General features: G+C 69.7%; 24 protein-coding genes. 1 reads left to right on the top strand and 23 read right to left on the bottom strand.

The annotated features are described in order from the left end of the window. Window positions 1-178: 178 nt before the first annotated feature. From ACIP94_RS14150 to ACIP94_RS14085, 14 genes are all read right to left on the bottom strand, one after another. Window positions 179-1,006 (bottom strand): NUDIX domain-containing protein, encoded by an 828-nt coding sequence (locus ACIP94_RS14150; protein WP_402424387.1) that lies wholly within the window; start codon window positions 1,004-1,006, stop codon window positions 179-181. 132 nt (window positions 1,007-1,138) lie between these two features. After that, the gene (locus ACIP94_RS14145) at window positions 1,139-2,212 is read right to left on the bottom strand and encodes an NUDIX hydrolase (protein WP_402424384.1); all 1,074 of its coding nucleotides are present in this window, start codon (window positions 2,210-2,212) and stop codon (window positions 1,139-1,141) included. Between the two features lie 374 nt (window positions 2,213-2,586). After that, on the bottom strand, window positions 2,587-3,201 hold the full coding sequence (locus ACIP94_RS14140; protein WP_402424381.1) for a GFA family protein: 615 nt from the start codon (window positions 3,199-3,201) through the stop codon (window positions 2,587-2,589). A 190-nt stretch (window positions 3,202-3,391) separates the two neighbouring features. Next, window positions 3,392-5,716, bottom strand: a complete 2,325-nt coding sequence (gene fxlM / locus ACIP94_RS14135) for a methyltransferase, FxLD system (protein WP_402424378.1) — start codon at window positions 5,714-5,716, stop codon at window positions 3,392-3,394. A gap of 50 nt (window positions 5,717-5,766) precedes the next feature. Further along, on the bottom strand, window positions 5,767-7,146 hold the full coding sequence (locus ACIP94_RS14130) for a phosphotransferase (RefSeq protein WP_402424376.1): 1,380 nt from the start codon (window positions 7,144-7,146) through the stop codon (window positions 5,767-5,769). After that, entirely contained in the window at window positions 7,143-7,979 is an 837-nt protein-coding gene (locus tag ACIP94_RS14125) for a class I SAM-dependent methyltransferase (protein WP_402424373.1), read from the bottom strand. The genes ACIP94_RS14130 and ACIP94_RS14125 overlap by 4 nt, the downstream gene beginning before the upstream one ends. Further along, the gene (locus ACIP94_RS14120; protein WP_402424371.1) at window positions 7,976-8,509 is read right to left on the bottom strand and encodes an HIT family protein; all 534 of its coding nucleotides are present in this window, start codon (window positions 8,507-8,509) and stop codon (window positions 7,976-7,978) included. Before ACIP94_RS14120 ends, ACIP94_RS14125 begins: the two co-directional genes overlap by 4 nt. After that, window positions 8,506-9,738 (bottom strand): methyltransferase domain-containing protein, encoded by a 1,233-nt coding sequence (locus ACIP94_RS14115; protein WP_402424369.1) that lies wholly within the window; start codon window positions 9,736-9,738, stop codon window positions 8,506-8,508. Before ACIP94_RS14115 ends, ACIP94_RS14120 begins: the two co-directional genes overlap by 4 nt. Before the next feature lie 191 nt (window positions 9,739-9,929). Then, window positions 9,930-10,379, bottom strand: a complete 450-nt coding sequence (locus ACIP94_RS14110; protein WP_402424366.1) for an NUDIX domain-containing protein — start codon at window positions 10,377-10,379, stop codon at window positions 9,930-9,932. After that, complete coding sequence (locus ACIP94_RS14105; RefSeq protein WP_402424363.1) at window positions 10,376-11,767, bottom strand: MFS transporter; 1,392 nt, start codon at window positions 11,765-11,767, stop codon at window positions 10,376-10,378. The genes ACIP94_RS14110 and ACIP94_RS14105 overlap by 4 nt, the downstream gene beginning before the upstream one ends. Window positions 11,768-12,043: 276 nt before the next feature. Next, window positions 12,044-13,912 (bottom strand): ABC transporter ATP-binding protein, encoded by a 1,869-nt coding sequence (locus tag ACIP94_RS14100; protein ID WP_402424360.1) that lies wholly within the window; start codon window positions 13,910-13,912, stop codon window positions 12,044-12,046. Between the two features lie 569 nt (window positions 13,913-14,481). Beyond that, the gene (locus ACIP94_RS14095; protein WP_402424358.1) at window positions 14,482-15,552 is read right to left on the bottom strand and encodes a DNA-3-methyladenine glycosylase family protein; all 1,071 of its coding nucleotides are present in this window, start codon (window positions 15,550-15,552) and stop codon (window positions 14,482-14,484) included. Between the two features lie 23 nt (window positions 15,553-15,575). Then, window positions 15,576-16,043, bottom strand: a complete 468-nt coding sequence (locus tag ACIP94_RS14090) for an NUDIX domain-containing protein (RefSeq protein ID WP_402424355.1) — start codon at window positions 16,041-16,043, stop codon at window positions 15,576-15,578. A gap of 470 nt (window positions 16,044-16,513) precedes the next feature. Beyond that, a complete protein-coding gene (locus ACIP94_RS14085) occupies window positions 16,514-17,722 on the bottom strand; it encodes a hypothetical protein (protein WP_402424352.1) in 1,209 nt (402 codons plus the stop codon). Between the two features lie 172 nt (window positions 17,723-17,894). Between ACIP94_RS14085 and ACIP94_RS14080 the strand changes: the two genes are divergently transcribed. Next, the gene (locus tag ACIP94_RS14080; protein WP_402424350.1) at window positions 17,895-18,395 is read left to right on the top strand and encodes an NUDIX domain-containing protein; all 501 of its coding nucleotides are present in this window, start codon (window positions 17,895-17,897) and stop codon (window positions 18,393-18,395) included. Window positions 18,396-18,415: 20 nt separating this feature from the next. Here ACIP94_RS14080 and ACIP94_RS14075 read toward each other — a convergent pair whose 3' ends face one another. From ACIP94_RS14075 to ACIP94_RS14035, 9 genes are read right to left on the bottom strand one after another with little or no spacing between them, the layout of a single operon-like run. After that, complete coding sequence (locus tag ACIP94_RS14075) at window positions 18,416-18,961, bottom strand: NUDIX hydrolase (RefSeq protein WP_402424348.1); 546 nt, start codon at window positions 18,959-18,961, stop codon at window positions 18,416-18,418. Then, on the bottom strand, window positions 18,958-19,803 hold the full coding sequence (locus ACIP94_RS14070) for a class I SAM-dependent methyltransferase (RefSeq protein WP_402424345.1): 846 nt from the start codon (window positions 19,801-19,803) through the stop codon (window positions 18,958-18,960). The genes ACIP94_RS14075 and ACIP94_RS14070 overlap by 4 nt, the downstream gene beginning before the upstream one ends. A gap of 60 nt (window positions 19,804-19,863) precedes the next feature. Continuing rightward, a complete protein-coding gene (locus ACIP94_RS14065) occupies window positions 19,864-20,793 on the bottom strand; it encodes a DUF2797 domain-containing protein (RefSeq protein ID WP_402424343.1) in 930 nt (309 codons plus the stop codon). A 36-nt stretch (window positions 20,794-20,829) separates the two neighbouring features. Then, a complete protein-coding gene (locus ACIP94_RS14060) occupies window positions 20,830-21,522 on the bottom strand; it encodes a dTMP kinase (protein WP_402424340.1) in 693 nt (230 codons plus the stop codon). Continuing rightward, window positions 21,519-22,598 (bottom strand): hypothetical protein, encoded by a 1,080-nt coding sequence (locus ACIP94_RS14055; RefSeq protein WP_402424337.1) that lies wholly within the window; start codon window positions 22,596-22,598, stop codon window positions 21,519-21,521. The genes ACIP94_RS14060 and ACIP94_RS14055 overlap by 4 nt, the downstream gene beginning before the upstream one ends. Then, entirely contained in the window at window positions 22,595-23,422 is an 828-nt protein-coding gene (locus tag ACIP94_RS14050; protein ID WP_402424334.1) for a hypothetical protein, read from the bottom strand. Before ACIP94_RS14050 ends, ACIP94_RS14055 begins: the two co-directional genes overlap by 4 nt. After that, window positions 23,419-24,048, bottom strand: a complete 630-nt coding sequence (folE, locus tag ACIP94_RS14045; RefSeq protein ID WP_334540804.1) for a GTP cyclohydrolase I FolE — start codon at window positions 24,046-24,048, stop codon at window positions 23,419-23,421. Before folE ends, ACIP94_RS14050 begins: the two co-directional genes overlap by 4 nt. A gap of 56 nt (window positions 24,049-24,104) precedes the next feature. Beyond that, entirely contained in the window at window positions 24,105-24,848 is a 744-nt protein-coding gene (locus tag ACIP94_RS14040) for a 7-carboxy-7-deazaguanine synthase QueE (protein ID WP_334540805.1), read from the bottom strand. Then, a complete protein-coding gene (locus ACIP94_RS14035) occupies window positions 24,845-25,255 on the bottom strand; it encodes a 6-carboxytetrahydropterin synthase (RefSeq protein ID WP_073948153.1) in 411 nt (136 codons plus the stop codon). The genes ACIP94_RS14040 and ACIP94_RS14035 overlap by 4 nt, the downstream gene beginning before the upstream one ends. Window position 25,256: the final 1 nt, after the last annotated feature.

The raw sequence follows: 25,256 nt of genomic DNA, 5'->3' as shown, positions 1-25,256 counted from the left end.
GCCGCTGGTCCGGATGCGAAACGCGTGGAGTGCGCTGGTGAGTGGTCGATGGCCAAGTCGGGCCGCCATGCGGTGAGGATCTGGGCGCTGCACACGAACAGGCTGTCGGGGAGCTGATCGAGCGGGTGCCAAGCCCAGTCGCCGACGCTTTCGTCCGGCTGGGTGGGTGCGCTCGGGATCAGGTGTGCGTGGTGAGGTAGGCGGGGCCTTCGCCACGCCGGGCCCGTTCGATGGCGTCGAGGCGAGCGAAGGCGCGCGGCGCCATCAGGCCCTGCCAGGTGGCGAGGTCGTGCACGGCCCACATGTCGTGCTCGGCGGGATCGAGTCGGATCCGACCGAGCTGCTCTGCGGTGAGCCGGCCTCCGTCGAAGATGAGCCCTACCTTGTTCAGCGGCAGGCGGGGCCCGGCGTGCAGGAAGTGCGTCAGGAGTAGCTTCGGCGTATCCAGGCCCAGTTCGAGGCCAGTCTCTTCGACCGCTTCGCGGCGAGCGGTTTGCAGCGGGTCCTCTCCTTGGGCGTCCAGGTTGCCGCCCGGGAACTGCCAGAGGCGCGAGCCGTAGACCGAGCGCAGTTGAACCGGCCGGTCGTGTTCGTCGCGGATGTACAGGCAGCCGTACACCGTATGATGGGGGACGGTCTGCGCGTACTGCGCGGGCGTCATCGGCATCGGTCGGCCTGGCCGTGCAGGGCGGTGGTCGAATGCGAAGGCGAGGACGCCGAGGCCCTCCTTGGCTGGCGGGTAGATGCTGCGCAGGTTGGCGAGCAGTTCTCCGGGCGGCCCGTTCGGGTCGATGCGCCCAAGGTCCTCTGAACTGAGCAGATCCTCGAAGGAGGGGTACGGGGTGATCCGTTGCACGATGACGTCGAGCTCCCGGCCTGTGTCGCGGTCGTGGAAGACGACCGTGTCACCGACGGCAACGGCGCGCTTCTGCGGGGTGGCCGCCCTCACTTCGATCGTCTTGCGCCCTGCCTCTACTTGACGGTAGTACCGCGGGAGCAGGTGCATGTGGTGCTCCCGCGGTCCACCTCCTGTCGCCGGGCTCGGGACAGATGAGATCGCCTGTTGGGTGTCGTCAGGCACGCGTGCCTCCGATCGATGGTTTGGCTGGTCCAGAGTTGAAAAGGGCGGTCGCTCGTGTCAGCTCAGCCGCATCCCCTCCGCAGGGACTTCGTCGATTGCGGTAGGGCGAGCGGTGGGCAGGCCCCAACGCTCTCGGGCTGTCTCAGCGGCGAGTCGGGCTTGCCGCGCTCCTGGCGGCCCCCATCCCAGAAGGGCAGCTGCCTGGGCGGGGGTTGCGAGCAGGCGTGCGAAGGGGTGGCCGGTGGCGGGGTCGACGGTCGCCGGCCCGATATCGGTGACCCGGGCGGCTAGGCGGAGCCGGGCGTTGGGGCCCACTCCGCCGTAGACCTCGCCGGTCTCGTCCAGCACCCAGCCCAGTCGCACCGGGTCGGTCAGGGTGAGCTGGGCTTCCTCGGCGGCTTCGCGGTGGAGGGTGTCCTCGGGTGTCGTGTCGGTCCTTTCCACAGTGACGCCTGGCAGCATGGGCAGCGCGCCCCGGGGGCTTGGGTCGGCGACGAGGACGACCCGGCCGTCGGGCACGAAGCACCACGCCCAGGCTTGCTGCACGGGGAGCCGTTCAGGGACAGGGTCACGGTTGAGGGGGCTGTCCCACAGGGGCCGGTAGCGGACGTGGACGTCATGGCGGTCCAGGGGTGGGATATCGAGGATGTGCCGGCCGTCGGCGAGGTGGGCGGTGGCGGTGTTCCCGAGGCGGGCACGGTAGGCGGCGAGCATGATCTGCCCGTCCACGGGGCGCAGCCGCTGCATCGCGTCCCGCGTTTCGAGGAAGGCGTACTCGGATAGTTCCTCGCGCGGCAGGCGGATCGCCTTCGCCTGGTCAGGGGTGAGGGTTCCGCCGTCGAAGACGTAGCGGATCTCTCCGGGGCATGGGATGCCGCGCCGGATGGCGGCGTGGTGTGACGAGAGGGAGTGGACGGCGAGCACGCTCGCCAGGGGCAGGTTCGGCAGACCCAGTTCTTCGGTGATCTCGCGTCGGCAGGCGTCGTGCGGGTGTTCGCCGGGTTCAACGATCCCTCCGGGCAAGAGCCACCGGTCGTCCTCATGGTAGGTGGGGTGTACCAGCAGGACGCGGCCGACCTGGTCGGTGACGATCGCGGCGGCGCCGAGCCACACCGCATGCCGGGAGGACACGGCGTACTGCGCTGCCGAGAGGGCAGCCCGAGGTGCAACGCGATCCGAAGGAGAAGCGGGGGAGGCCACGTGGCTCTGCCTTTCAGGACGGTGGGCGGGCGTGTCATGGCGCGGACGGGGGAGCGTGGATCAGGCGGCGCCGCCGCTCCGTCGCTGCAGCTCCCACTAGGACTGGAACAGCCTCGGTTCCTGGGTGAGTTGGTCGTAGGTGCTCTCCTGGGTGATCCGTCCTTCGTCCAGGACGCCGATCCGGTTGCCGATGGCCACGTTGGTGAGTCGCGTTGGCCGCAGGGGTGTGGACCGTGCTGCCGATCGGCGTCCGCCAGCGGACGACCGGCACGCCTGGGCCGGCTTCGGCAGCCCGGCGACGGACATCAGCCGCCCGGCGTGCGGGCTAGTGATGAACCGCACGGTAGCGTGGCCGCGGACCGGGGCGGTTCTGGGGCGAGAGTGATCTTCATCCACGGAACGGCGTTCTCTCGGAAGGAATGCCCAACGGGCTCGATACCGCGTTGGTGGGGGAGGTCGAGACTGAAGCCGGTCACCATGATCATGTCCGTGGAGTCAGCGACGGAGATCAGGTGGGTGCCGCAGCGGGGGCAGAACCCGCGGCGAAGGTCTGGCCATGTCGCGTACCAGGTCGGTTCACCGCCGGGGCCTGTCCAGGCCAGCCCGTTCTTGTGGAAGCCGACCCAGAGTACGGCTGGACCGCCGGAGATCCGGGTTTCATGAGGACATGAACACAGATGGGGATCATCCGGGAGGCCGCTTACCTCGTATGAGATGTCACCGCACTGGCATCGGCCGGTTCGGATCTCTGGGGCCAAGAGGGTGACAGCCTGTTCGGTGGCTTCGGATCCGTCGGCTTGCTGGCTGTCGGACACCAGGCGGGACGGTGTGTGCATCAGCACCGGGTCACCGGAAGGACCGCGTGTGGTGTTGCAGATTTCGCGCTCGGCTTGTTCGGAGGGGCGGGTCGTCTCGGCCATGGATCTCCTCGAGGAAACGGGATGCGGACGGCAGGGTCGTGGAGGCTTCTAGCAGGTGCAGGGATAGATGAGGGGTGGGACTCGACGCCCGTGAGCCGGGGTTCCGTCGGGCTCACGTATGCCGGACATAGCAGGCCGTCCCGGTCCGGCGCGCTTCAGCGCCAGCCCCACGTCTTTCGTCCGGCCGGGTCTACGGTGAAGGCACACGGCCCGGCCACTGGAACACGAGGCGGCTGTGGGGCTTGTCCAGGACGTCCCCGGCGGGTAGCTGGCCGTCGGGGGTGCTAGCCGGGTGAACGGTCAGGACAGGGTCGCTTTGCTTGCCGTCGTTCGTGCGTACGTCGCGGTCCCAGGCTCTCACCGTGGCCGCCAGCTGCTCGGCGAGCTGCGGGCCGTGCTGTCCGAAGGCATGGACGACCCACTCCCACTCCTTTTCCGCAGGGCTGTCAGCGCGCCGGGTCTGGACGTGGATGAGGTAGGCCAGTGAGGCGTCGCCGAGGATCGCCGGCGCATCGCCGTCCATCGCGATCTGGGTGACGCCGGTGCCTTTGTCCCGGTGGGCGGACAGACGGACGAAGCCTGGCAATGTGGTGGCCGCGTAGAGCTGCAGCGAGCCGAAGTAGAAGCCCGCCCCCATGGTGACCCCGGTGGCGACCTGGTGGCGCGGCCCGCGCAGCGCCTCTTCCAATCCCTTCGTCGAGGCGGGGGTGCCGTCTTCGAATCGGAGCTTCAGCTCGCCGTCGAGGAGGTCCACGGCCGGGATAGGGCGGGCGTGTTCGCCCTGGGCGCGGAGGAATCCGCAGTGCGTGAACTTCCGCGCGTGCAGTACCTCGCAGCGTCGCTCGAACGCGATCGCCCGGGTGTATCCGTGGATTTCGAGGGGCAGGACTAGGCGCCCGCCCTCAGCTACCTGCTCCCGCCAGGAGGGGGAGATGTCCCAGGAGTTGTAGGTGATCACGATTGCGTCGAAGCCGCCGCGCGGTACGAGGTGTGAGGGGGCGCCGAGTGCCGCATCGCCCTGGAACGCGGTGACACGGCCGCTGCCGGCCTCTGTGGTCAACCGCCGGGTGCGGTGTACGACGTAGGGGTCGATGTCGCCAGTGACCAACCTGCCCGTGGGGCCGGCCACATGGGCGATGAGCTCGGCGTTGTAGCCGCCGGATCCCGCCTCGAACACGATCGCTCCCGGCTTCAGGCACAGGCTTTGGAGCATGTCGGCCTGGAGCCAGGCAGCGGACACCGAACTGGTCGCCTTCCCCGTCTCGTCGCGGCGGGTGACGACGGCCCGGTCGCCGCCGTCGTACGCGGTCTTCAGGGCTTTCTCGGGGACGAAGCGGTGCCGGGGCACCGTGCGCAGCGCCTGCTGTACCGGTTCGGAGGGCGCCCAGCCGCCGTCGATGACCGTCTGGGTCATCTGCTGGCGCAGCCGGACAGCTTCGGCCGGTTCACCGGGCACGGGCGGCTGGTCGATCGCGAGCGGATAGGAGTGGACCGGTGCAAGGCCAGGAATAACCCCGGGCCAGGTCGCGCCCAGGGCCTGCGCGGCTGGAGCGAACACGGGACCGAGGCAGGCCACGGCGTGCAGGTCATGCCACTCCCACCGGTCGAACAACTGCCGTTCTCGGTTGGCGAGGGTGCCGGACCATGCGGTGATACGGACGACCGCGGTGAGCCGCGGCACGCCGTGGCTGTCGTCGGCCAGCATCGTGACCACGTGCGCGTCCGAGGCCGAGGCGGTCAGGCCCGTCTCCTCGGCCAGTTCCCGAACCGCCGCCGCTTCGAAGGACTCCGCACCACTGGTCTTCCCACCGGGAAGTTCCCACATGCCCCGGCGCGAGCGGCCGAGCAGGACCCGGCCGGCCTCGTCGGTGACGACCGCAAGGGCGCCTGTCACAGCCAGACCGGTGGGCGGTCGCTGTCGCTCCACCGCCCGGGTGCCGGTGTGGCACGGGCCGCGCAGGACCAGGACAGCGAGCTGGTCCGCCTCCAGCCGCTCGACGGTCTCCCAGCCTTCGGCGAGCAGGCGGACCTCGTCCTCGTCGAGGGCGATGTCCCGTCGTTCGGCCGGGGTGTGCTCGACCACGGGGGTGATGGCCACAAGCGTGCCGCCGGGCCGCAGTCGTTCACCGAGCCCGTGCAGGACGCGGCTGCGATCGCGCAGGAAGGGGTACATCAGCCGCATGGTGACCAGGTCGTAGCCGTCCTCGTGCAGATCTGCCGGGTCGTCGCGCTCGATGTCCAGGCAGATCCAGCGCACCCGCTCGACGTCGGCGTGTTCGTCCCGGGCCCGGGCGAGAGCACTGTCGGCGAAGTCGACGGCGTCCACCGTGTAGCCGAGGGAGGAAAGGTAGGCGGCCAGGCTGCCGGTGCCGCAGCCCACATCGAGCGCCCGTCCGCCGCCATCGGGAACGGGAGCGTGCTCGGCGAGCAGGGCCCGCTCGCGCTCACCGAGTTCCCGGAACCCCTTGCCGTCGGCATAGTGCTGCTGCCACTGGTAGCGGACGACGTACGCCACGGGCGTGCTCCTCAACTGCTCTTCAGCTGGTGGGTGGTGTGGTGTGCTGGTCAAAGACGGTCCGTTGCGCGGAGCCGGGCCAGGGTGCGGCGGCCTCGCTCGACGAGTTCCGGATCGCCGTGGGCGGCGCCGTATTGGATGCCGGAGACGGCATCCAATACGGACAGGACGACCAGGTGCTCTTCTTCGGCGAGGGACAGGGGGCGGCCGTAGCCGGTCATCAGGGCCTCGTGCAGGTCCGGCCGGCCGTGCCAGGCGTCGGACAGGCGGACGAAGTCCCTGACGGCCGGACCGTGTTCGCTTCTTTCGAAGTCGATCACGTACAACGTGCCAGTCGTCTTCTCCCAGCGAAGGTTCCGCCGCTGGAAGTCGCCGTGCGTGGGAACCCTCTCCAGTGCCGGCAGACCTGCTGCCCCCTTTGTGGTGGCGCGGATGAATGCCTCGTCCCCGGGCTCAAGGTAGGCGCGTGCGCCGTCCAGGTGCCGTTCCAGCTTCTCAAGTGGCATGGAGTCGGGGAGGGGCGGCAGTGCCGGGGCGCTGCGGTGGATGGTTGCCGCGAGCTGCCCGATGCGGTGGAAGATCCGTCGCTCTTGTTCGGGTGGGTGGACGGCGCCGTGCAGAGAACGGCCTGGCACCGCGGTGAGGACGACGGCCCGTAGTGATTCATCGGCGGCCATCAGCCGGGGTGCCATCGGGCCCAGACGGGGGACCCAGCTGCGGAAGGCGGCCACCTCGCGCTGGTGGAAGCGGTCGTTCTGGTGGGTCTTGACGAACCACACCCCATCCTCGGCATCGCGTGCCCGCCACACCTGGCTGCCCTTACGTGCCCAGGAGACATCCGTCCAGTCGGTGATCCGGCCGACCGCCCGCTCGACGAAGCCCCGCACCGCGTCCTCGGGCATCGTGCTGCCTGGGCCGGCGTGGGGGAGGAGGCGCAGCCGGTCGACGGCCGGGTCGTAGGCGATGGGATCGCCGGGCTCCTGGAAGTGCAGGGCGAGCCGGGCTCCGGCCCGGTAGGCGTCCAGCCCGGCCCGGCAGTAGGCCACCATCGGCTGTGGCAGCGCGTCGAGCGGGAACCAGGCCATGGCGTCGCACCGGTCCGGCTCCATGACGCGGGGGCTGCCACGCCAGTGCCGGACCTCGAAGAAGAACCCCACGCGCGTGCCCCCGCCGGGGGAACGGTGGTGCACGGTGACGGCCGCGCGGACATCAGCGGGGTCGACGAGGACGCCCGTCTCCTCTCCGGTCTCCCGCACGAGCGCGGTGACGACATCCTCTCCGGGGTCGAGGTGACCAGATGGGAGGTGCCAAAGTCCTGTCGCGTAGACGTCGCCGGCCCGCCGGGACAGGAGCACTTCGGTGCCGGCCTCGGTATCGCGGACCGCGACCAGGTGCACGTCCAGCGGCTCGGTGTGCCGCCCCCCGCTCACCGGTCACCGCCGGGGCGGCGGGCGAGCAGCACGGTGAACACAGCGTCCTCAATGAGCCCTTCATTTCGTCCGTGTTCCTCCAGCAGCAAATGAGCCTCCTGCTCGAACCGTGCGTGCAGATCGCCGAAGAGCGCCGGGCGGGCGAAGCTCGTGCTGCGCAGATAGCCGACCACAGCTGCGGGTGTCCACCTGCGGCGGACTGGGAACCGGTGCTCGGTGACGTCGCTGAACGCGGACTCGGCGAGGTCGTCCTCGTAACGGCGCACCGGCTCTGTGTACGCCCCAGCGGTGCCGGCCCGTCGCTCGGGGCCGAGGTAGGACTGGATGAGCCGCTTCAGCTCCGTCGTCCATTGCGTTGGGTGGGTCCAGAGGCTGCCATCCCCCATGATCGCCATGCTGACCCCGGGAGCGGTGACGCGGTCGGCCATCGAGAGGACTGCGGGCCGAGGCATCCAGTGAAACGCCCGCGCGCAGGTGACCAGGTCTGCTCGGTAGCCGTCGAACGGCGGCGTGAAGTCTTCGGCTCCGACGCGGTGGAAGCCAGCGGGGCAGTCACCTAGGAGCGGGGCGAGGGTTTCAGCGGCCTCGCGGAGCATCCCTGCGTCCGGATCCACTAAGTCCAGGCGGGCCACATGCGCAAGAGCGGGGAGCAGCGCAGCTGCAACCTGCCCGGTCCCGGAGCCGAGATCGAGCACGACAGGCCGGGCGGCACCTCTCACTGTGCCGGCGAGTAGGCGGACCGCTTCGGACGGGATGCCCGGCCGGTATCGGGCGTAATCGGCCGCAGCAGAGGCGAACAGGTCCCCGGACTCTTCTTCCGGGCGGCCCGTCATGCCTGCTCCAGCAGCGCGCGCAGCGCGGCGGCGTCCGCCTGGAGCTGTTCTTCGTCCTGGCGGTTTGTATCTAGGGCCGTCCACGGGAGCGGCCCGCCTGGCGCCGGGTCGGCGTGGTCGGCGTAGCGGGGAACGATGTGGGTGTGGAGGTGGGGCACCACGTTGCCGAGGGTGGAGTAGTTCATCTTCATCGGCTGGTAGAACGCCGTCAGGGCCTTGCCGAGCGTGAGGGTGTCGGCCCAGTACGCGGCGGCCTGGGCGTCTGAGAGGTCGGTGGGCTCGGCGACGTGCGGTGCGCCGCGGTGAATGAGTACGCAGTAGCCCCGGACCTGGCCCGAGCGCCACAGGTAGGCGTTGGCCACTTCGCCCTGGTGGAGCAGGATGCCCCAGCCGATGTCTTCGGCGGCGAAGTCGTTGTCACACATGGGGCAGCCCTGGCCGTCGCGGTGGCGGAGGAATTCCTCGGACCACCCGGCCGGTCGACTGGGGCCGTCGGCGGGCGGGGGAACGGGTTGCCGTTGCTGGGTCATGGACAACTCCCGAGCGATGGAGACGTCTGGTGGGGGACGGCGGCGAGCGGGGGCAGCGTCCAGGTGAGGGCCATCCGGCCGGGACCGGAGGCGACGCGCTGCGGGCCCCCGCCGTCCGGAATATCGACCCGGTACGTGTCCGGACGGCCCGCCCGCTCCCAAGCGTCGTGGACGTTTTCGAGTTCGGCCCACACGTCACGCGGCCCGTGCACGCGGACCGTGCCGTCGCCGGGGCCGGCCACCGCCCAGGAATCCTCCTTCGGGGCGACGATGGTCATCGTGTCGGCCTGGAAATCCCTGATCAAGCCCGGTGCCAGGTACGCGGCGGCGATCCAGAAGCCGTAGGCGTCATCGTCGGGCGGCGCGAGCCGGGTTGGGCGCGGTCGGCCGGGGTCGGCCTTGACCTGGGGACGGTGGTTCACGGCGGTGAGCCACTCGTAGCCGAGCAGGGGCCGGTGGCCGCGCGGCCGGCCCGTCAGCACCGCCTGAAGCCTGCCCTTCATCGTGCGGGTGGCGCTCATCTGGCCGGGCCAGCTGGGCGTTCTGGTCACGAGCGTGGTCAGCAGCGTTCCGCCGGGGCCGAGCTGCTCCACCCAGGCCAGCGGGATGCAGGGCACGCCGATGCCGGAATGGATCCGGTCATACGGTGCCCCGGTGGCGTGTCCGTTGAGCGCGTCACCTTCGACGACCGTCGCTTCCAGCCCGAGCCGGTCCAGGTTCCGCTGGGCGAATACGCTCATGTGCGGATCGCGTTCGACCCCGGTGGCACGGCCAGGGCCCGTGATGGCAGCGGCGAGCGCCAGGGAGATCCCCGGACCCGAACCAAGGTCCAGGAACCGCTGCCCGCAGTCCAGTTGGAGGCATTGCAACACCTCGACGGTGGCAGGGGCGTAGGTGCTCATGGAGGTCATGTGGCCGCCGGTCACCGGTCCCCGGCGAAGGGCGTCCAGCGGCTCGCCGTCACGCTGGAGCAGGACGGAGTCGCCACTGTGGACGAGGTCGAGCCACTCCGCTTGGTCGTCGGGGTGCGAGCCGTCGAGGAGCCGCCAGTCGATCGGATCCGCGCCTGGGCCGCTGACCCGGACGTACGCGTGGGGGAGAAGCACTTCCCGCCGCACACGTAGGAGAGCATCGCGCAGCCGCGGGTCGGTCAGCACGCCGTCGGCGACGAGGCGGTCGACCATCGCGGTGCGGGCGGCGGCCGTTGCGGCGAACAGGTCAGCGGACATCCTCGGACGCTGGGACGTGCTCGATGCAGAACCCTCTCCTTGTTCCTGACCGGTTCGGCCTACGGCCGTCCTTGCAGTGCTTGCGCCGGGAGGTGCGGGTGTATCCGGGATCTCTGCGCGGTGTTTGCAAGAGGAGTCCGGCTGTTGGGCGGCTTCGGGACCAGGCCAGTGCGTGTCCATTTCCGGGGCGCTCACTTCTGCCGCTCCCAACCGATCTCGGTATACAGCCGGCCGGCACGAATCCCCTCGATGGCTGCTCGGGTGTAGGGAACGGTCGGCTCCGGCAGGCCGTCGACAGGCCACCAGGCCCAACGGAGGCACTTGTCCGGCTCCAGCACGCGGGGCTCGCCCTCCCACCGGCTGGCCTGGAAGAAGAAGCCCACGCGCGGTACGGCGTCCTCGTGGTCGAGGAGGTGCACCGTATGCACGAGGACGAGGTCCTCCTCGGCGACGACCAGCTTCGCCTCCTCCATCGCCTCCCGTGCCACGCAGGTCCGGGCCGGTTCTCGTTCCACATGGCCGGCGAGCAGATGCCACTGGCCGCCCGCGTATGCCGAATCCGGGTGCCGCTGCCCGAGCAGCACCATGCCGTCCCGCTCCAGGTACAGGTGGCCGCCGATCACATTCAGTTCCGCGCTCACGCCGTACCACCTCCGCCCACCGCGGGATTGCGCTGTCCGTCGCCGGCGGGGGCGGCGCCGGGTGAAGGTGAGGGGGAGGGGACGGGTGGTTGCATGAGTGGATCTCCTGGAGGGGAGGGGACGGGCTTGGCTCCGGGCATCTGGCGGAGGCCGCGTAGTGGGGAGCGGTAGAGGACCATGAGGGGGACGAGGAGCAGGCAGGTGCCGACGATCAGGGTGGGCCGTACGCCGATCCGTGTCCCGAGGCCGCCAGCGACCAGGGCGGCCACCGGCCGGGCGCCTGAGGTGAGCCAGGTGCTCACGGCCTGCATGCGGGCCTGCATGTCATCGGCGGTGACGACCTGACGAATGGAGCGCTGGGTGGTTCCCGCCGCCGCGGCGCAGGCCAGCTGGAGAAACAGGGCGGCGCCGATCCCGGTCTGCCAGGCCGGGGCTGGGGAAGCGAGCAGCAGCGGGATCTGGGTGAGCGGGGTGAGCGCGAGCGCGACGAGCATCATCGGCCCGGGCCCGTACCGTCGCGCGAGGGCTGGCGCGGCAAGCGCTCCTGCCGCCGCGCCGAGGGCTCCCAGCCCCAGGACCACGCCGAAGGCGGTCGGGCTCATCGAAAGGGACTTGAGCAGGTACAGGGCCCACAGGGTGTTGAGGAGTGCCAGGGCGGCCGAGGTAGTCGCGTTGACCAGGGTCAGCGTGCGCAGCCGGTGGTCACGGCTTACGTACCGTAGGCCCTCACCGATCTCGGTGTGCAGACGGTCGCTTCCTGCTCGCGCCCGGGCGGTCTCGCGAGTCTGGATGCGGGCGGTGCACCAGGCGCTGACGAGGTAGGAGCCGACGTCACCGAGCAGTGCCCGGGCCGGTCCGAGGAGCGCGGTCAGGGCGGCGCCGAGGTTGCTGCCGGCGGTGGCGGCGACGGCGAACAGGGCGCCGATACGGCTGTTGCTCCGTTGGATCAGGGACCGGTCGACCAAGCCGGGCAGGAGACTGATCGCTGCGGCATCATGCAGCACCCCTGCCGCACCCTGCACCGCAGCGACCACCATGAGCTGAGCCAGGGACAGCCTGTCCAGCGCCGCCGCTGCGGGCACGCTGGCCAGCGCGGCGGCACTGACCAGATCTCCGGTGATCATCTGCTTCCGCTTGGAGTACCGGTCGGCCAGCGCTCCGGCGTGCAGCGCCAGAAGGGCGGGCGGGAGTTGGCCCATGAACGTGATCCAGGCAACCCGGGCAGGGCTGGCATCCAGTACGAGAACGGCCAGCACGGGCAGGGCCATCGCGCTGATCGAGCTGCCGGCCACACTGGCGGCCTGGCCGGTCAGGTACCGACGGAAGTCCTGGTGCCGCCACAGCGACGTCCGTCCGGCCGACGAGACGGGGTCATACGAGGAGGACACGACCTACCCCCTCGGCTCCCGTCGGGCGCACGCCCGGCACGACCGTGGATGCGTGATCTTGTTGCTCGGGCATCCCAGGCACCGCAGTGTCCACGCCCGGGTCGCTGCCCCGGATACAGCCGCGGAGCAGAAACCCCTTCCGCCGCAGAAGGGGGGCGTCAGATGGCTGTGGGCCGGTCAGCACATCGGCATCCGGACGGGCAAGCATGGCGGTGTGCTGTGTGCTCACGGCGGCGGACAGGTCTGTGAGCACGATGCTCTTCCGCGGGCGTGTGCTCATGCGGACGCCTGCCGCTGTTCGTCATCGTCCCGGGCATCCGAGGAGAGCTGGCACGACAGCAGCTGTCGGAACAGACCTGGTTGCTCGGCAAGCTCTTCGTAGGTGCCCTCCTGCACGACCCTGCCCTCGTCGAGAACGACGATCCGGTCGGCTACGGCGACGCTGGTGATGCGGTGGGTCACCAGCAGTACCACCCGGTCCCGGGCAAGACCCCGTAGCCGCTGGAAAATCCGGTACTCGGCAAGCGGATCGAGGTTCGCGGTCGGCTCGTCAAGAACCAAAAGCCCCGCCTGGCGGAAGAACGCCCGCCCGAGAGCGATGCGCTGCCACTGGCCCCCGCTCAGTTCCTCCCCGTTGAGCCACTCGCGGGCGAGAAGGGTGTCCAACCCGGCGCCGAGCTTGTCGACGACCTCGTCGGCGCCAGCGGCCTCACACGCCTCGCGTACCGCTGCGTCCCCACGCGCCGTGGGCTGCCCGAGGGTGATGTTCTCCCGCACCGTCAACGGCCAACGCGCGTACGTCTGTGGCACCAGAGCCACCTGCTGCCACAGCGCCTGCGGATCGGAGTCGCCGGTGGGAACGCCGTCCCACAGCACCTGCCCCTCGGTGGGCAGGTACAGGCCACTGATCAATTTCGACAGCGTCGACTTACCCGAGCCGTTGAAGCCGACAAGGGCGGTGACCTCGCCCTGGCGCAGGGTGAGCGTCACGTCGGACAGAGCGTCTTGGTTCTTGCCCGCGTACCGGTGTGTGACCGACTTGATCTCGATCTTCTTCGGCGGCCCCGGGCGATGTGTGCCCCGGCGCATGCGGAACCCTCCGGCCTTGTCCAGGAAGCCGCTCCAGTCGTCCATGTACAGGCCCGTTCGCACGGCGCGCGCGCCTACCGAGACCAGACCGCGGACCGACTGGCCCACCGTCTGCAGGGCGAAAACAGCCGTCCCGGCATGTCCGACGCTGATGCGGCCGGTGGCCAGCAGCCACACGACCGCCGCCCAAACAACCGCCGATCCCACGCCGCCGCACAGCGCGCCGATCAGGGACATGCGGGCTCCCTTGTCGGCGGCGGCGCGGTCCTCGCGGTTGATCCGGGCGACCGTCTGCCGGTACCGGTCGGAGAGGAAGCCGGCCATGGTGCCGGCACGGATCTGGTCGGCAGCCTCCTTGGTGTAGATGTGCCAGCGCAGGATCGACAGCATCCGCAGGTCGCCGTTGCTGCGCAGATTCGCCAGGTATCGCACCCGTGCGGCGCTGACCTGAGCCAGGGCCTGCGGCAGGCTGGCCGCGACCAGAAGGGGGAGAAGGACCCAGTGCACGCCGGCCAGCACGATCGCACCAGCGACAAAGGAGGCCGACGAAGCGATCAGGTCCTGCCCCTCGTCGATCAGGTCCCCGGTGACCTGCGCCCCACGGTCGGCGGCTTCCCTGTCGTGGTTGAAATCGGGCTCGTCATAGGCGAACAACTCCACCTCGGCGCACCCGGTGAGCAGCATCTGTTCGGCCTCGCGCGACATCAGTGGGCCCAACCGGGAAGACAGCCAGGAGACGGTGATCCCCAGAAGGGCGCGTACGCCGGCGGTGCCGGCCAGCAGGGCCACAGAAGGCCACGCCTGAAGGAGCCGCTGGTAGACGTCTCCACTGGTCAGCAGGGCGGTCAGGGTGCCGCTGATGGCGACCAGGCCGAGGGCTTGCATCACGCCGGTGACGGCCTGGCACAGCAGGAGACCGATGGTCGCTCGGCGGTCGACCCGCCACGCGAGAGCCAGTGACCGGCGTACCAGCTGCGGCAGCCGCCGGGCCATATCGCGCATCCTGATCGAACGGCCGGCCGCTTCACGGCTGCCCGTCAGATCGACATACCGCATCTGCGGCTCCCTGGCAGCCGTTTCCGATGTCTCATCCGGCTCGGCTGTAGAGGACGCGTTGGGCCCGGTCGTCGGTCCGGGAGGCAACGAGGAGGGTGTGGACTTCAGCGGGGGGGTGCGCGGCCCCGGGATGTTGTCGGGTGATGCATCGGTGGGCTCACTCATGCCGCCCACCCCGTATCCGGTCGTGCTGCGCGCTGGGCGGCGGCGTCAACTTGCCGCCCGGATCGTGCGGAGCACGGGACAGCCGGCATAGGACGTTCGAATGCAGCGATGGGATTCGCAGGGACGGGCACAGGGTTCACGGAGTCCTCCAGATGGACGCACGAGGGGTACTGGTGCTCTAACAACGGCCCCCGTACGGGTCTGTCACGGGCAGATCCGGGGCAGGTCGTGGACGGATGTTCTATTGCTTGACTGTGGTCAAGCGGGCCTTGTTGTGGGTCGCGCCGGTGTCGCTCGAACAGCTGGGATCACCCTTTCGCCGGAGATCCCGTCGGGCGCGGTGCGGGCATGGCAACGAGGAGCAGAGGCGGCGGTGGCGCCCGCTGCCCTCGCCCTGGGGCGGGTCAGGTTCCGGTCTTCTCCAGGGCCGCGTTCCAGGCGGTGAGGGCGTCGGCGCCGGAACGCAGGAGCGGGGCGACGGGGTTGGTCAGGTACTCGTGCTCGACGAGGTAGAGGCCGGCGGTGCCGGCGTAGCCGGGGAACAGTTCGTTGAGGCGGGTCATCACGGTCTCCGGCGCGGCGTCGTCAGCGTCGAGGAGGCGGCGCGCAAGGATCTTGCGGTTCCACACGTCGATGCCGAAGACGGCAGGGTCGCGGGAAGCGTGGGAGGCAATTACCGCGGCGGTGTAGGGGCCCACTCCTTTGATTTCCTGGACCGCCTCCATCAGGTTTCCGGCGGCTTTGAGGTCCTCGGTGCTGTGGTCGCGGAAGTAGGCCGCGTAGTGCGGAAGGCTTTTGGCACGAAAGCCCAGCCGGTCCCGCTCCTTCAGCGTTTCCGGCGGGACGTGGGCGATCTCGTCTGGGGTGAACCAGGCCCGCAGCGTGATCCCGTCGAAGTGGACAAGACGGCCGTAGTGGACCAGCAGATTGCGGGTCATCTGGGCGGTGCGGCGGATGGTGACGTTCTGGAGCAGCAGGGCGATCACGGCGATCTCGAAGTGGTCCTCCGGGCACGACTGCCGCATCCCGCCCAGGGCTGCGAGTGCCTCGCGCATTGCGGGCACTCGGGACGCGAGTTCCGTGAACGCCGCCTGGTCTTCGTCCAGCCCGTATGAAGAGATGAGCCGGCGCGTCAGCTCCTCGCGGTCGGCGGGCTTGAAGTCACCGTCGCTGTAGATGTCGGCGATCACTGTGCGGTCCTCGGCACGCAGCCGGACTCCCACCACGAGGTCGCCAACTCGGAAGGTACGCCAGCTGCACGACTCGGTGTGGGCTTCCAGACCGGTGGCGTAGTGGGACGGCTTCCAGAAGGTGTGCAGGGCGTTGAAGGGACCGTCGCCGGTGACGGGCAGTTCAAGGGTGTCGGTGTGGTCGAGGGTGCGGGGGTTCACGTCATGCTCCTGGGTGGCGGCCGTGGGTCGCAGGGGGCCACCGAACAGCTCGTGTTCGGCGTCGGAGACCTGCGGATCAGCCATCGTGACCGGGGCGAAGAATCTCTTCACCGGGCGCCTCTCGCAGGCCAGTTGATGGCCCGGTAGGACGGGCCGTGGGTGAGCATGTGGAAGATGGTGGCGGTGTAGGGGTGACAGTCCGGCGACGGTCGTTCCATCGGCACCCAGAAGAGCCCTTCGTGCTTGTGTGGCTCGGCGTTGTACGGCTCACCCGTCCACGACTGCGCCACGAACACGGCGGTGATCCGGTCCAGGCCACCGTCGGTGTCGTGGTGGTGGATTAGCCCGCAGAACTCCTGCTGCTCAGCAGTGATAAGGACCCCCACCTCCTCCATGGCCTCGCGTCGCGCAGCATGGTCGAGTGGTTCACCGACTTCCAGGTGACCGCCCACGACAGTGAGCTGTCCCGGTGCGAGGGCGGCGTCCAGTGCGCGGCGTACGCACAGGGCGGCGCCGCTCGTACGGAGCAGGACCTGTGCCACGTCGGCGATCAGCTGGTGGGGTGAGTCGCTCACGAGCGGCCCTCCTGTACCAGGCGTTCTACGGTGTGCCGACCGTTGGTCACGAGGGCACCGCCGTGCCGAAAGCTATGGGTGAGGACGGAGGACGAGAGAGGTGTGGGCTGCGTCATGCCAGGTACCTCGTCTCCGGTCGTGACCTGTCGGCGAGCAGAGCTGCGCGACTGGAGGTGAGGCGAAGGCTGGCGCCCGAGGGGGTAGTGGCATTTTCGAACGCAGGATGAACGAGTCCAGGGCGGCGTACGGGATGCATGGGGACTCCTCGGGGTGAGATGCGGACAGGTGATCGGGTAACGGCGGTCCTGCTGTAGCCGTAACGGGTGGAGGGGAGCGAAATCTAGAACGTGATTTCGAATACCGGGCTCTCTCCCTGTGCGGTCGGGCGGGGCGGGCTGTGATGCAGTGTTCGATCACTCATGTGGGTTGCGGTACCTCCTGCGGGGGATTGCCGGGGGGCGCTTGGTCAGTCATGGCGTGGCGAGGTCCGGGCGGAGGGCGACGGCGTCGCGAAGGAAGCTGCGCTTGGAGTAGAAGGTGTGCTCGGCGGCCCAACCGTGACTGGCGAGGTACTCGCAGAGCCAGCTGTCGATCCGCTTCATCTCGATGAGGATCTCGTCCTGGTCGTGGTCGAGGATTCTGCGTGAGCGGAGGTACTCCAGCTCGCACTGGGAGAGCACCACGTCGGGGGCCGCCAGGAGGGCGCAGCGGTCGAGGAAAATGCCGTAGACGTGTCCGGTGCGCAGCGACTCGCACTGGATGTCGTAACGGACGCGCTGGAAGGGCGGCATGGCCCGGACCTGGAGGTTCAGGTCTTCGCGCAGGAACGTCTCGAAGCGGTCGGGGGTGATGTCGAGGCCAGGGGTGAGTTCCTCGCGGCGGGCGAAGGCGTCCTCGGTGAACCACTTTCGTTTGAGCACGTGCCCGGCGGTGACGGTGGGGATGAAGGAGGCGTAGCCGATCTCGGGCTCGGGGCCGGTGACGTCGAACAGATGGTTCTCGGTGTGGTGGATCTGGAACTCTTCCCGGTACTCCGGACGGCAGCCTTCCAGCTTGCCGTCGCGCAGTGCCTTGAGCAGTTCCATGGACGCGGACCAGATGTCCGGTGCCGGGGCAAGGGTGTACTTGAACTCCAGCTCGGTGCCGGAGAAGTGCTTGCGGAAGTACCGCAGATGGTTGTTGAGCGCCGTGCTCGACTCTGCGTGCGCCGTCAGCACGGGGTCGAACCAGCGCAGTTCCTCGACCGGGCCGTGGCCGACTGGTTCCCGGGTGGTGCGGACGAAGCAGGCGTCCTCGGGATGGAAGCGGATCTGCGCGTACGCGTGGTAGCCGCCGCCGGGATGTTCAGCCAGGTAGCACAGCGGCACCAGGCCGGGGGTGTCCTCGGTACCGACCAGGCCGCGCAGGGCGCGACCGGCGATGGCGTCGGGGAACAGTTCGCCGCCGTCGATCCTGGCCGCCCCGAGCCGGGTGCCGCCGGAGTGCAGCGCTTCGGCCGGGCAGGGCCCCAGCGCGTTCCAGCGGACGATCACGGTGGTGGCCGGCTGGCATACCTCCTGCGGTGGCACCCGGACGAGCACGATCGGCTCGTCTGGTCGCCGTGGCGCGGTGCCGTTGAGGAGGTGGACGCCGCCGAGGACGACCCAGGCTCCCCGGTCCGAGGGCTGCTCATCGGGCACGCTGGTCTCCTTCGTGTGAAGCGGGTGCCACGGGTGATCGCCCTGCAGCCCGAAGGGGCCACCGGGTCGGCCGGACATCCCCGGATGGCTGCCTGCTCGTCGCTGCGACGTCCGGCCGGTTCGTCGGCCTAGGGTGGGGCGGGTGAGTCATGGTGAAGTCGGTCAGGTGATCTTGGACGAGGCTGTTGCGGATGCCCGCCTCGCCGCGTGGGAGTTCGACGGTGCACGGGCCTGGCTGGAGGAAGCCCGCCGACATCCCATGGAGCCGCTGGCGGCCGAGGTGTGGGTCACCGACCCTGCTTTCGAGCACGTCCTGCTGGTCAAGCACCGCGTGCGCGGATGGGTGCCGCCCGGTGGCAAGGTGGAGCCGGGCGAGGCGCCGCGTGCGGCGGCGGCACGAGAGCTGCTGGAGGAGACCGGCCTGCGCACCGAGTTGCTGCCCGAGCCCGCTGCCGTGGCGGTGCGTTCCTACCGGGCCGACTGGTCTCCGACGCTGGGCCTGTCCTACGCCGCGATCGTGGGCCGTGACGTGCCGCTCGCCGGGGAGCAGAACCAGCCGGCGGCATGGTTCCGCCTGGACACAGGCTGGGACAGTGTCTTCCCCGAAGACCGCGAGCGGATCCGTGCGCACGCTTGCCGTCTGGCAGCCGGCCGGGCGGTCGGCTCCCGCTGAGGTAGGCCCCTGGCCGCCGTTCACAGGAGGGCCTCGATCCGGTCGAGGTCGGCCGAGGGCAGGGTGACGAGCTCAAGGTCGTGCAGGAAGCGGCACCACACCGGCTCCAGGCCGGGTGCGCGTTCGAACTCCTCACGGTCCAGGCATCCGTTGGCGTGCGCGGCGGTCTGCAGCGCGTGCTGCTGCAGCTGGGCCGGGTGGATCCACCGAGGGGCGCGGACCTCCCGGGGCGAGGGGCACAGCGACCCGGAAACCTCGGCCTGGAAGATCCACCAGTGGTGGCCGACCGGACCGCTGGGCGTGCGGTGGCAGTGGTTGGGCCGCCACTGGTCCAGCAGCAGGTGCAGGTGGGTGACGGTGAGACCGACCTCTTCCGTGACTTCGTCGCGCGCGGCCTGCTCGGGGCCGCCATGCTCGTCGATGTGGCCGGCGACCGGGGCGATTCCGGCCGGAGGAATCGCCCGCTCGAACACCAGCAGGCCGCTCGGGGAGGAGATCAGTACCCCGACGCTTGCGTGGTCACAGAGGCGGGCCCCGCCGCCGGGAGCCGGGGCGGCCGGAGTCATGCGGCGGCCTTTGGCCGTTGGGCGACGACGACGAGCCAGCTCGTCACGGCCGGGGCATCGGGGGTGGTCATGGCGTAGGCGGTGTCGAGGATCTGCATCCGCTGGGCGTGGGTGAAGTCGCCTTCGGGCCGCGCGAAGACGGGGATGGACAGCCACGCCTTCTTCTCGGCCATGGTGCTGTGCTGGGCGGTGAGCTCTGTGCCGACGATAGTCAGTCCGGCTGCGGTCAGCTGCTCGGTGACTGTTTTCAGCGGCAGCTTCGGCGGCCTGTCCGCGTCGCGCGGCGGTGGGGTGTATCCGTGGGTCTCAGCGGCGACTTGGCGGATGAGGGCGTTTAGGGAAGGCCCGGTGCGGGTTGACAGTTCGTCGGGGTGCCGGACGCCGGCGAAGCCGCCGCCGATGTTGAAGACGAAGTGCCCGCCTGGGCGCAGGATGTGGGCGACGGCTGCGAACACTGCGGCGGTGTCGGTCTTCCAGATCGCGGAGTTGCACACTACGGCGTCGGAGCTGCTGGCGTGCAGGTGGTCGGCGAGCCGTTCGGCCGGGGAGGTGATCCAGGTCAGGCGGGCGTCGGTCAGGGTGCGGCGACCGACACGCTGCATCGCGGCGGCGTTGTCGACGGAGACGACCCGAGCGCGGGCCGGGATCACGTCGAGGATCGCGCGGGCGGTCGCGCCGGCGCCGCCGCACAGGTCGACCACCAGGCTGGCGTTGTCCAGATGGCCTCGGCGGGCAAGGTCGCGGCTGGTCGCGTCGTACATGGGATGGGCGCGGGTGAAGGCGTTGTATGCCTCGGCGTTGCTGTCCTCGTCCCAGCCGAGGATGGCGTCCTGGGGTGCCATGTTGCTGTGGCCTCGCTTCTCAGAGCGGCCCGGCAGTGCAGGCCGGGTGTTCGGGCAGGGTCAAAAGAGTGCGGCCTGTACGGCGGCGGGCGGTGAGGAGAACTGTGCGCCGAGGACGATGCGCCGGCCCTTGAGGGTGCCGAGGTCGAGCAGGTAGGGCAGTTGTTCACCGTCGCCGTCGAGGGTGGCGAGGACCTGGGAGCCGAGGCAGGAGAGCACCGTCAGTCCGTGCTCACCGGAGCGTGGGTCGTGCGGGTACAAGGCGCGCCCGGTCTTCGGCGTGCGCAGCAGTTCGCCTTCGCCGGACGGCGTCCACGGCTCCGGTGTGGCCGGGACGTTCAGGCCGCTCAGGGCCGCGGTGGCGCGGTCGAGGTGCTGATGGTGGGCGGCACCGGCCGGGGCGAGGTCGCGCAGCTCGGCCAGGGCCGTCAGCTTGGCCGCGGCTCGCACGGTCTGCGTCAGGCCGAGGTGGCGGGTGAGGGCATCCTCCAGGAACCGCACGGCGCGGCCGTCAGCACTCCGGGCGAGGTAGGTAGCGATCAGGGCACCCTGTTCGTCGAGGCGGGAGCGCTTACGGGGTTCGGCCGCGGTGCCGATCTTGGTGGTGCCGTCGGCGAACGTCGCCAGGTACAGCCAGTGCGGCTGGGCCATGTACGCCGCCAGGGCGTCGGGAACGTGCCCGCCGGAGTGGAACCGGTGGGCGAAGCGGAAGTCGTCCCGCCCGGCGCAGGCCGCGCACTGGCTGCCCGCCTCGGCCGGGGCCCGGTCAGGGCAGGCGACCGCCTCGACGCGGACGCGGTCGGCGAACCGGTACCGGCCGGTGCACCACCGGCCGGTACCGCTCACCTGGTAACTCAGGCGCCTGCCCATGACCGGGGCGTAGACGAGTGGTCCGCCGGTCACGGGGGCGAGCAGAAGGCGGGGGTCTGCGCTCGCCCAGGTGATGCCGTGACAGACGTATGTCCCGCTGACGGGCAGGGCCTGGTCCATGGTGCGTTCCTTGTCGATCGGGGAGGGAGGGCCGGTTTAGACGGTCAGGCGCAGACGGTCGGCCAGGGCAGCGGCGGCGGCCTTGAAGACCTGGTCGCGGTCCAACTGGGCGACGTCCAGCGTCAGCCAGGCGCCGCGCTCCGCCTGTTCGCGCATCTGGTCCAGGACGGTGTCCTGGTAGCGGATGAAGTCCTCGTCACCGCCGCCGGCGTGGCCGGCCTCCAGGGAAGTGAACGAGCCTTTGCGGACGAGAGCCTCGCGAGCACCGATGTTCAGGAAGAACACCAGGTCCGGCTTTGTGAGATGCGCGAAGACCTGCTCGCACAGGCGGGGGGAGACCTCGGGGTTGACCGCGTACCGAGCGAGGATCTTGTGGTGCGCGTTGTCGAGGATCACGTGGGTTCCCGCGGCGAGGGCCGGCTGGATGACGAGCCGGTCCTGCAGGGTGTACCAGGAGGCCAGGGCAAGCAGCCAGTAGTGGTCGCCGCATGCCTGGGCGACGCCGGCGTCGCGCCGGTAGACCAGCGCGTTGAGGCGGTCGAGGTAGGCGGACAGCTCCGGGTCTCGGCGGACGTCGGTGCTGTGCTTGCCGATGAGGACTGCCGTGTGGCCGGCGTCGTTGAGGGCCTGGTGCAGGCGGGCGGCGAGGGTGGACTTGCCGGCCCCGTCACCACCGACGAAGGTGATCAGCTTCCCGGCTGCGGTGGTGGTCGGCGCGTTCGCCGTCATCGGGATTCTCCCAGGGGGTGGGTCGGGCTGGCGGTCAGGCGGCCGGTGATGATGGTGCGGATGCGGTCCACCAGGACGGCGCGCTGGCGCAGGACGTCGCTGTGACGCTCATTGGACAGGTCGGCGGGATAGTGCGTGGCGAGGTTGTTGGAAATGACGTGGAGGTAACCGAATCTGATCCCCGCCTGGCGCGCCGCCGCCCCCATGGGGCCGATCTCCGGGTCGACGAAGGCGTACGAGGCGGTGTGCTGGGCCAGCCAGTCGCGGTTCTCCAGCAGGATCGACGGGGAGGACACGTGCAGGCCGCTGCGCACCCCGTCGTGGGCGGCGGCGTAGTCGCCGAAGAAGTCGTCCCAGCTCACCATCGCCCCGCGTACCAGGCTGGTGTTGCCGGTCGCCAGCCAGGCGTTCGGTTCGACGCCGGGGGTCAGCGAGCCGACCTTGCCGACGTAGACGACGTCGCCTGCGCCGAGTTCGGCAAGGCGCGTGACGACCCGTCCGGCCACGTCTCCCCAGATGCTGTGGAGGAACCCGAGGTAGACCACGCGACGGCCGGCGACGTCGAGGCGCTGCCAGGCGTAGCCGGGTCCGCGGGTCCACACTCCGTTCTCGGGAGCGAGGTACTGAAGGCCCCAGCCGACGATCACCAGGTCGCCGTCCAGTTCCAGGTCGAGCGCGTCGAGCGCCGTTCGGCACTCCTCCTGCTCGGGCGGCTGATAGGTGACGGTGCCGACTGGGCGGCCGGTCATGGCCAGATACGTGGCGATGATCAGGGCGTAGTGCTGGACGTAGTCGGCTCCGGGGAACGCCTTGACGATGAGGTCACGGCCGTGGATCTCTGCGGTGGGCCGTTCGATGTTGAACAGCTTCCCGGTCTTCTCGTACCGGGAGATCACCGCCGTGCGGTCGTAGCCGCCGATGACGCGGATGCTGTCCCAGTCCTGGTCCTGGATGAGGTGGTGGACCTTGATCTCCAGGTAGCGCAGCAGCCTCGCGTGGGTCATGGTGTGCCCGGCCGGCTCGATCGGGGCGGCGTGCAGGAGTCCGGGGGTCGGGTCGGCGAGTAAGGGCGTCATCGGTGCTCCTCGGCGATCGTCACGGTGCTGCCGGCCGCCGCGCGAACGACGGAGATGTTCTTCCGGATGAGGTCGAACCGGTCTTCGGGGATCGGGCCGAGCTTCTCGATGCGGGGCGTGGAGGGCTTCTCGTATGGCCCTTCGGGCAGCAGGGCGATGCCCATAGCGCCGAGGATGACCGGGGCTGCGCCGTCCACGGAGGAGATCCACTCGTGCTCGCGCTGCTCGATCAGCTCCAGGTGCCCGGTCCGGCCCAGACCGAGCAGCCGGTAGATGAGCAGATCGTCGACCAGGCCGCGATCCTGCAGGTAGGCGGTCGCCAACCAGCGGGTGCGGCACAGTTGCTCGTCGGGATCCGGTCGACGCGAGGCCGGCAGGGCGATGGCCCCGGCCCAGCCGCTGGTCACGAAGGCGTCGTAGGTGCGCAGCCACTCGTCGTCGTCAGCGGCGTGCAGGACAGCGCACAGCCGGAATGCGTCGCCGGACAGCTTCCGGATCTCTCGCGCGGCCTTCTCGCTCGCCTTCAAGGTCGCGGCCCCGACCCGCATGACGTCCGGCAGGATGATCTCCCTCGCGGATACCGCCAGCGCGGCTTCGACGAGGCTTTCCGCCGGCAGGGCGTAGCCGAGGTCGAAGAGCCCGTTGTCGATGATGATCTCGGCGCCGCGCTCGGCCTCGTGAGCGAAGAAGGCCCGGTAGCTCTCGTCGGACAGCACGTGCTGGGCGGCCACGTGGTGGACGCGGGCCGGCTCCTGGGCGACGAAGTTCTTCAGGTAGGCAGGCGGAGCGATGACGGAGAAGTCGATGCCCGCGGTGGTGATCACGACGCCCCCCACAGGCCGGTGGTGAGGGTGAGGAACTGCTGGGAAAGGACGGGGTCGGTGCCGAAGCGCCCGCCCGAGTGCACCGTGGTGGTGCGAGCCTCCTCCATCCGTACGCCCCGCATGCTCATGCACAGGTGCACGCCGCGTACGGCGACGGCGATGTTCTCGTGTCCGATCACGCCGTTGAGGTATTCGGCGACCTGGCGGGTGAAGCGTTCCTGGACCTGCAGTCGGCCGGCGAAGTGCTGGGCGATCCGACCGAACTTCGAAAGGCCCACCACCTCGCCATCCGGCACGTATCCAGCCGTGACCTGCAAGTTCATGGGCAGCATGTGGTGCTCGCAGAGCGACCACACGCTCATGCCGCCCACGATGACCAGCTGACCACCCAGCTGGGACTCGGTGAAGCAGGTGGCCGTTTCGGCGCCGTCCGGGGACAGGAAGGCTCTCCACCAGGCCGCGACGCGGTCCGGGGTGCCGGTCAGCCCCTCGCGGGCGGGGTTCTCGCCCAGCTCGACCAAGAGCTGGTGGATCAGGCCGGCGACCCGGCCGGTGTCGATGACCGCAGCGGGCCCGGCGACGGCAGCGGTCGGCGCCGCCGCAGGGCTGGCGATAGAGGTCGTCATGGGCGTCTCTCGTTTCCGGGGACTGGGGAACGGATGGGGCGTGGAGTCGCGTGCGGTCAGCGGCCTCGGGCGTCCGCGAAGGCCAACACGTGAAGGCGGGTGGTGAAGTGCCAGTGCCGGGCCGCGACCCCGTCCGCGAGGACCCGGGTAGTCGCGGTGATCACCTCGGGGGTGGTGCCCTCCGGCATCACCCACACCGGCGCGAGCCGGTGGGCGTCGGCCAGCTCGGCGATCCGGTCGAGGTCGTCCACCGTGGAAGCGACGAACTTGAACGCCGCCCGCCCGGAGGCCACAAACGCCTCCAGCGCGGCTGGCACGATGCTCTTGGTCTCCTTCACGCCGAAGCTGGCAAGCTTGGGCGAGACGTTGAACCGGACCCCGTCGGCCACCAGCTCGGGAGTGGGCGCGATGGTGCCGTTCGTCTCGCACTCGATCCGCTTGCCGGCTGCTATCAGTCCCCGGACGAGAGGCACCAGTCGCGCCTGCTGGATCAACGGCTCGCCGCCGGTGATCACGACCAGCTCGACCGGTGAAGACGTGGCCCAGGCCACCAGGCCCGCGACGGATTGCCTCGTCGACTCCTCGTGCGGGTCGAACCGAGACCAGTCCCAGGTGTACTTCGTGTCGCATCTCGTGCAAGTGAGGTTGCACCGGGACAGGCGGATGAACAGGGCCGGGTGTCCACAGCTTGGGCCCTCGCCCTGAAACGTCGGCACCTCGGTACCGAAGCACTCCGCGACGATCAGGGATTCGCCTTCGGCAGCTTCCGGTTCGAGGTTGAGCCGCTTGGTTGTGGTCATTGGCCCACCACATCGAAGCGGGCCCAGCTGCTTGCGGTCTCGCGGACCAGGACGGCGACAAGGCGGCCGGGGATCTCCGATTGGAGGTTCTGAACGAACCAGCCGGCCAGGAACTGGGCCAGGCGCTCCGAGGTGGGCTCGAAGGGCAGGATCTCGTGCAGGTTGTGGTGGTCGAGCTCGGTGTCCAGGAACGACTTGAACGGGGCGAGCGCACCGAAGTCCGTGACAAAGCCGGGATCCTCCAGCGCGGATGCAGTGAGGATGACCTCAACCTCGTAGCTGTGCCCGTGCTGGCGGGAGCACTTGTGCTCATGCGGCAGCCGGGGAAGCCGATGGCCAGCCTCGAAGGCGAACTTCTTACCGATGGTGAAAATGCCGGGCGGTAGTGGAACCGCAGTGAAGCCCATT

The sequence above is a fragment of the Streptomyces sp. NPDC093261 genome (assembly GCF_044753645.1).
Taxonomy (GTDB): Bacteria; Actinomycetota; Actinomycetes; order Streptomycetales; family Streptomycetaceae; genus Streptomyces.
The sequence above is the reverse complement of the archived record's forward strand: the minus strand, read 5'-3'. Positions and strand labels throughout refer to the sequence as shown.